The 7,544-nt window shown below is 45.8% G+C and carries 5 protein-coding genes; 4 read left to right on the top strand and 1 reads right to left on the bottom strand.

What is annotated here, in order from left to right; genetic code table 11:
- On the bottom strand, positions 1 to 427 hold a 427-nt coding region (locus AC5L4R_RS00895), incomplete at its 3' end, for a transposase (RefSeq protein WP_494478019.1).
- 305 nt (positions 428 to 732) lie between these two features.
- Here AC5L4R_RS00895 and AC5L4R_RS00890 point away from each other — a divergent pair.
- The 4 genes from AC5L4R_RS00890 (at position 733) to AC5L4R_RS00875 (ending at position 7,475) form a co-directional block, all read left to right on the top strand.
- A complete protein-coding gene (locus tag AC5L4R_RS00890; RefSeq protein ID WP_494472471.1) occupies positions 733 to 2,538 on the top strand; it encodes a hypothetical protein in 1,806 nt (601 codons plus the stop codon).
- Positions 2,539 to 2,758: 220 nt separating this feature from the next.
- On the top strand, positions 2,759 to 4,477 hold the full coding sequence (locus AC5L4R_RS00885) for an SdrD B-like domain-containing protein (protein ID WP_494472470.1): 1,719 nt from the start codon (positions 2,759 to 2,761) through the stop codon (positions 4,475 to 4,477).
- 258 nt (positions 4,478 to 4,735) lie between these two features.
- Positions 4,736 to 5,206, top strand: coding sequence for a hypothetical protein (locus AC5L4R_RS00880; protein ID WP_290003373.1), 471 nt, complete (start codon positions 4,736 to 4,738; stop codon positions 5,204 to 5,206).
- Between the two features lie 316 nt (positions 5,207 to 5,522).
- Positions 5,523 to 7,475 (top strand): COG1361 family protein, encoded by a 1,953-nt coding sequence (locus AC5L4R_RS00875; RefSeq protein ID WP_494472469.1) that lies wholly within the window; start codon positions 5,523 to 5,525, stop codon positions 7,473 to 7,475.
- Positions 7,476 to 7,544: the final 69 nt, after the last annotated feature.

Below are 7,544 nucleotides of genomic sequence, written 5' to 3'. Positions count from 1 at the left end.
TGACAAGCTCACCTTGGTCATTGATGATGACGTGCAGTTTAAAGCCATAAAACCAGCCCATGCTGCTTTTGCCGCGTGCGGCAGTGTCGGCAAAGACTTTGTGGCGTTTGATACGGTGGTTGTCACATACAGCTAGACTGGTTGAGTCAATGTAGCTTATCCCTGTGCAGTTGCCTTGCATTAAGAATTTCAAGTAGTCACACATGGGATGTACGGCTTTTTCCATCAGTTCTACCATTCTGTTGTAGCTTGGTAGTCTTGGAAAGGCATTTTTTAGCCATTGACACAGATAGCCATAGTAAAATGCTTTAAATTCTCGGTATCTGATTTGATGAAATAGTACCATGATGGTGATGATTTCTGCTAAACTGATGCAGCATGGTTTGTTTCGGGTCTTTTTACTGCTTTTTCGCTTTAGCGTTAGCATTTTCTTCTGTTGCTCGGCTGTGTAGGCTTTGCAGTAGTCGTCTATTTGGCAGTAAAGTGCTTCGAGATTGTCCATGTAAGAAGTCCTTGGCTAGGTTGTTTGTGGTGAACTTACTTTAGCATATTGGACTTCTTTTTTTTGCCTTTTCTTATGTCGAATTCGGGTTAATTAAAAAATCGTACCTATTGATCGTAAGCTGTATGCAGTACGGTGTTGATGCGGTGATCAATTGTGATGAAGCAAAACTTTTTTGTCATTGCGCGTTAGCGGCTTGTCGGGAGGCAAGATGAAGCAATTGGAGTAAAGTGGGTGTGGTGCTACTGGCATGGGCGTGTGGGCAGTCAGTGTGGGCGGCGGTCAGTGGGCTTGGTACGTTCACACTTGATGGCGGCACATCGGTGCCAATCAGTCAAGGTGGTAGCGTATCGGGACGTTATGTGGCGGCAGATGGCGGCGGCACAGGACGCTTTACACTCACGATGAACGCAAGCAACGGCTATACCCTGCCTGCCACTGTGACAGGCGGTAGCAATGGCTTGATGATTTTTAACGATCAAAACAATAATTCTAATGACAAATTTAGCTACACCCTCAGCCTAACGCCTGACAACCCAACGCTGATTAATACTGTTAAAATCACCCAAACGCCAACAGGTTATAGCCAAGTAGATGGCAACAGCGAGCTTGCGCGCCAAACGCTGTCTTATACCAATGATGCTGCCACAGGCGGCACAGCACTGGCTATCGTTGCCAATAACCCTGCCGTACCGTTGTTTTATAACGCCATGGGCGATATGTTTATGGGAGCAGATGGCGGCTTTGAATATGGACTTTTTGGTGGTTTTATCAACAGGTATTATTTAAAGTCAAATTATAATACAGGTGCAGAACAGCTGCGTAGCGATTCAAACAACACATTTTATTATTATAAATTTTCCGATTTGACTTTCGACGGTGATGGTTCGACCGTAACCAACAATATCGATGGTACAACAATCATTGACTTTAATTTATTAGATAGAAATCAACGTTTTAGCGCAGCAAGCGATATCAATTTGTCTTGGAAAAGTGGGTCTGTCGGCTATCTACCAAGCACAAATATAGCAGACGTTTTACAATTGACTAAATCAGCCAAGCCAACCGCCTTAACAGAGGGCAGTATCATTGCCAATGGCAGCAGCTATCTTAGCTATGGTGTGCAAAACGCAGATTCACGCTACCTCATCCATGTGCAAAACCCCAAATCTGTCACCCTAACCTATCAAGGCATTATGAATGGCACCGTTCTTGCATCGGGCAACATCACTGGTGAAACGGTACGCGAATGGATCACCTTTGGCATCGAAAGCACCGCGCCAAAATACTACATCGCAGGCAAAGTATTCAACGACACCAACAAAAACGCCCAACTCGATGCAAACGAATCGGGCATTGCAGGCGCACGAATCGCGCTCACCGATTGTAACGGCAAAAATCTAGCCGTTGGCAACAATTCTGCCAATCCCACCACCAGTGCTGCCGATGGTGGCTACAGCTTTGTTCTTGACAGCTTACCGACCAACAAAAACGTGTGTCTGGTAGAAACCAATCCGCCAGACTACCCCAGTGATACCACCAAAAACACCATCGCGCTGACACTGGCTAGCGACAAATACGAATACAAAAACCACCACTTTGGCGACACCACCAAAGAAAACGGGCTTTTGGTGCTAGAAAAATACCACCAAATTGTTGATTGCAACACGCCAAGCCTGCGCGCGCTTGACGGCGGTTTTGTCCAATCCGTGCTGACAGCAAAAGGGCAAACCCAGTGTATCGCGTATCGGATCAAAGCCAGCAACACAGGCACTCTGCCGCTTGATCGGGTTGTCATTACCGATAAGTTACCCAATGATCGTGGGCGCATCTCAACATTACGCGCCACGCCAATGGCAAAGCTCTGTATTGGTGGGGTTTTAGATGATCATTGCAGCGACACGCAGGTGAAGGTAAGTACCGATAGTAATGCCGGAACCACGATTTATACGCAGCCATTCACGCTAGCACCAAGTGGTCAGCATAATTCGATAGCTTACCTGTATTTTAATACGCTATATCAGATTAAACAGTAATAACCGCGTTTTATCGTTTTTTTTGTGTACTTTTGTTGATGTATTAGCTAGAATATTTTGTGATGTAAAATCAATTTTGCCTAAAAATTGGTTGGTGATGGACGATATGGTACAAAACGTTAAAGATGATGGTAGCACGCGTCGTTGGCGCACACGGTTGGTGGTGGCGGTTTTGGCGTTGATGGCTGCAGGGCAGGCGAATGCCTATATCAGCTCAGGGATGGGTGAGTTTTATCTTGCTAATGGCGCGACCAGTACCTCTACATTCCCTGTAACGGGTACATACAAAGACCCTTCGACAGGACAAACAGGGACGTTTACCCTCGTACAAAATAATGTTAATGGTTTTAACGGCACGACTGCTTATGTATCAATAAACGGCACGCGCAACGGTATCATGTTAGTTCATGCGCCTAACCCTCAGGGCAATGACAGCTTCGATTATACGCTAACTGTCACGCCTGACAATCCATTTTCTATTCCAACCGTTAAGATTACGCAAACAAGCTATAACGATACGGCAACAACTTACACTTTAGACGGTAAAAATGATGGCAATAGCGAAGTGGCCAAGGCGACACTTAACTATACGCAAGGCAGCTATACACCTATTTCTGCTAGTGCCACTCTAGCGGATAATAATTCCGTACCTATGCTATATAACGCCATGGGCGATTATTTCATGGGTAAAATAATTAGCAGTTATGTTAATAGAACTACAAAAAATATTTCCTATAAATATACCTCAAACAATGCTACTTCTATACCTCAAATCAGGATAGATAGTTCTGGTAGTGATGGCACAAGTAATCCACTATATTACTATCGTATGTCTGAATTAACGAAAAATTCTAACAATGACCTTGCAGGTGACCAAGACGGTTATGTTTCTTTTTTGTACCCCACGGACCACTACGGTACATTACCCTCTCAGCCTACAGGGGATGAAATTATCAAAGATACCAGTTCCAATAAAAATAACTATGCCCCATATAGTTCTAAAGCAAGTTTAGCCAGCTCTAGCAGTTATGTCGTATACGGTACAAAAAACCTCGACAGCACCTATCATATCGACATTACTAACCCAAAGACTGTGCGGCTTAAACACCAGTACATTATGAATGGTAGCAGTGCTGTAAAATACAATGCTATCGGTGAAAGCTTTCGCGAGTGGATATCATTTGGTATCAGTAGCACAGCAGCACAACCCAATTACACCATCTCAGGCAAAGTCTACCATGATGCCAACGCCAATGGCACACTTGATAGCGGTGAAACAGGGCTTGGTGGTGTAACCGTCCAACTAACCGACTGCAATGGCACAACAAAAAACACCACCACCACCGCAAGCGATGGCAGCTACAGCTTTAACCTTGGCACCAGCCTGCCAAGTACCGCCCTATGCGTGGTCGAACCCAACAACCTGCCCAACTACCTTTTTGATACCACCCCCAATACCATCAAACTGGCATTGTCGAACACCCAATACAGCTACCCTAATAATAACTTTGGTGACAGCACCATCAGCCCATTGACGCTCAACAAATACCAAGCCGCCAATGACTGCAACATCACCAACTTAACAACGCTGACTTATTCCAAACAACCCATCAGCTTGACAAAAGAACAGCGTGGTCAATGCATTGCCTACCGTATCGAAGCAGTCAATACAGGCAGCACGGCATTGACCAACGTGGTGATCAATGACCCCTTGATGAACGATGCCCAGCGCGTCAATAAACTCTATACCCAATCTGCACAGCCAACCTTGTGCGGCAGTGACAACACCAGCAGCAGCACCTGTGACACAAAAAAAGCAAGCTACAACACCGACGAGCAAGGCGTTACCACTATCACCACCAGTGGCTTTGGTCTGCCTGCCAGCGGCAACAACAAATCGGCAAATTTATACTTTAATACCAAATATCAAATTAAATGATTGGCTTATCGGTGATTTTATTGAAAACCACGCATGATACCCCATTATCACTAGTCCTTTTGGTCACTTTTGCGTAGACCAAATTGCATAGCTATTTGACCGTTATGCACCAACCAACGTTGAGGTTTTTGGATAACCTTGCCGTTGGTAACTCATAAATTACCATTTATCGAAAACTCTGCCGAATTACAAAATAGTGTTTGGTAACATAATGAGCGGTGCGTATAATTACACAAAACCTACACGATGAGGGTTAAAATGTTACAAAATTCTATCACAAAACGCGCTATGCAGCTTGTCGCTGGTGCGGTCATTGCAGGGGGTATTATGACCCATGCCCAAGCCGCTGACGCACTGAGCGTCAAACTCCAAGCCAACCAATTGGTCATGCAAAACGGCAAACCCGTGCTCAAGGCGGTTACCCGTGCCAATAGCGGTGACGTGATCCAATACACTGCCACCTACCGCAACAACATCAAAAAACCGATGACCAACCTTGCAGTGACCCTGCCAGTGCCTACCAGCATGGTTTATATCGGTGAAGCATCGCCCATGCCAACGCTAGCCACCCTAGATGGCAAGACATTTGAGGCTATCCCGATCAAACGAATCATCGATGGCAAAGAGGTACAAATTCCTGCCAGCCAATACCGCGCTGTGCGTTGGGTGATTCCAAATTTGGCAGCCCAACAAGAAGCCACCGTGAGTATGAATGCCAAAGTGCGCTAATGGCGCAACATAAAACCAGCCAACTGACAAATTTTGTCACGCTTGACTGACGAAAGTGACAAAAATGGTAGTGCGGTGTCGTTTCAACAGTGGGGCGACCCCCAAAGCGACAACAAAGTGTGAGTAAAGTGCCAATAATGATGCAAAAACTGGCGGTAATGGTGATTATGGTATGGTTTTTGCATTGTTTTTTGTACGGTCAATGGTGGTATAGATGGGTGCTTGTGCCCGTAGTGGTAACAACGCAGCCTTTTTTAACTTATATTTTTAGATATTTTAAACTGGTCGTTTAATTTAACTGCTTTTAGGAGCATCAATGAAAAAATTGCCTTTTAACCAAAACATCCTCACCGCAGGCGTTGTACTAGCGCTTGGTATTGGTGGCTCTACATTGGTCGATGCAGCGACCAGTGCTTCTGTATCACCAGAAGGTGGCGTGCAGATCTCAAACACCGCAACCGCCACCTACAGTGTGGACGGCGTCGCACAACCAGAGGTAAAATCGAATGCGGTTGTGGTAAACGTAAGCGAAGTTGCCAGCTTCTCCTTGGTTGCGACCAATGAGGATGGCACCCCTAATGACGACAAAAACGAAAAACTGCCGATGGTTGGTCCTAATGGTTCGGTAACGTTTACCAACAAACTGACCAACAGCGGTAACTTGGCAGATACCTACACCATCACGTTAGCGAATGCTGGTGGTGATAACTTTGATTACAACAATATCACCGACGCAACCATCACTGCTACCATCAAAAACTCTGATGGCACAACTGTAGGTCAGCCGCAAACCTTAAAATCAAGCGGTACGATTACGCTACAACCTGGGCAATACGCAGAGCTTAGCTACACCTTGCAAGGCGATGGCACAGGGGTCGGCGGTCAGCAGGCCAATGCAACCATCACCGCAACCAGCCAATACATCGGCAAACAAGACAGCAGTAAAGCAACTTTGACCAACACAGACAATGCCATCATCAAAACACCTGTGTTCTCGATTGTTAAAACTGCCTCTTTGACCCAAATTGACCTAAACAAAACGACCGAATACACCTACACCATCAAAGTCAAAAACGATGACAAAGCAGGTTACGCTATTGACGCGGACAATGTGTTGATCGTCGATAATGTGCCAGCTGGTCTTAGCATTGATACTAGCACAATCAAGGTTAATACAGACAAAGGCTCAGCAGCAAGCACCACAACCACTGGTAGCACAGCCAATAAGCTTGTTGTTAATAACCAAAACATCAAGGTTGGTGAAACGGTAACGATCACCTTTACCGTCAAAATCACTGACAAAGACGCATTGGCAAAAGCAGGCTCAGCGACCAACCATGCCGACGTGTATGACAACTACGGTCCAAACCCCGTTGATCCAAACAACCCTGGCAATCCAGATATCCACGACAGTACCAACCCAAATACTCCATCTAAAACCAACACACCATCAGGTGACAACCCTAAAAGCAATGATCCAAACAATCCTGGCACAGGTGGCGACGTACCCTCAACGGTAAACTTTAGTAACCGTGGTTTGACGCTAACGCCAAACAATTCGGCTGAAATTGCACCAAACGGTAGCACCACTTATACCCACACCTTGACCAACACAGGTAATGCGCCTGAGACGGGCTTGACCTTTAAAGTGACCGATACCGCAAATGACAACATCAATGTTGGTGACGTGACCTATACCGCACCAGATGGTACAAAGACAACCTTGACACCAACTAACGGCGTGTACACCATCCCAGGCAAGCTAGATGCTGGCCAGGCTGGTAAAATTGAAGTGACAGTAAAATCAAATAATGCCACGCTTGATGCCAAGGATGCCGCAACCATCACCGTTACACCAGCAGCAGGTACAAATGATGATGCCCCTGCCGCAGTGAGTGCCACAGATACCACCACCATCAAGGGCATGACGTTGGTTAAAAAACAAGCCAAAGATGAGGCGTGTGATGGCACTGTTGCTGATAGCGCATTTAGCGATGCTGCCATCAACGATGCCAAACCGGGTCAATGTATCGTGTACCGTATTGAGGCAACTAACACATTTAGCAACAAGGAACTGACCGATGTTGTGATCAAAGACGCGGCAAACCAGTGGAATACCAAAGCTGACTATGTAACAAACTCAATCAAAGATTCAGCGAATGGTGCGACCACAGCACCAGGCGCAGAGGCAACATCGTCACCATTGACGATCAAGGGCGGTCAATCTGGCTGGTTACAGTTTGCGGTGAAAATCAAAACCACCAAATAATTTAGGCTAGCTGCTTAATTTATTCATCAGTATCTATTCATCAATGTTTGGGGTGCGGTCTTGTCAAGC

Source organism: Faucicola sp. SE7633, assembly GCF_059264685.1.
The sequence above is the reverse complement of the archived record's forward strand: the minus strand, read 5'-3'. Positions and strand labels throughout refer to the sequence as shown.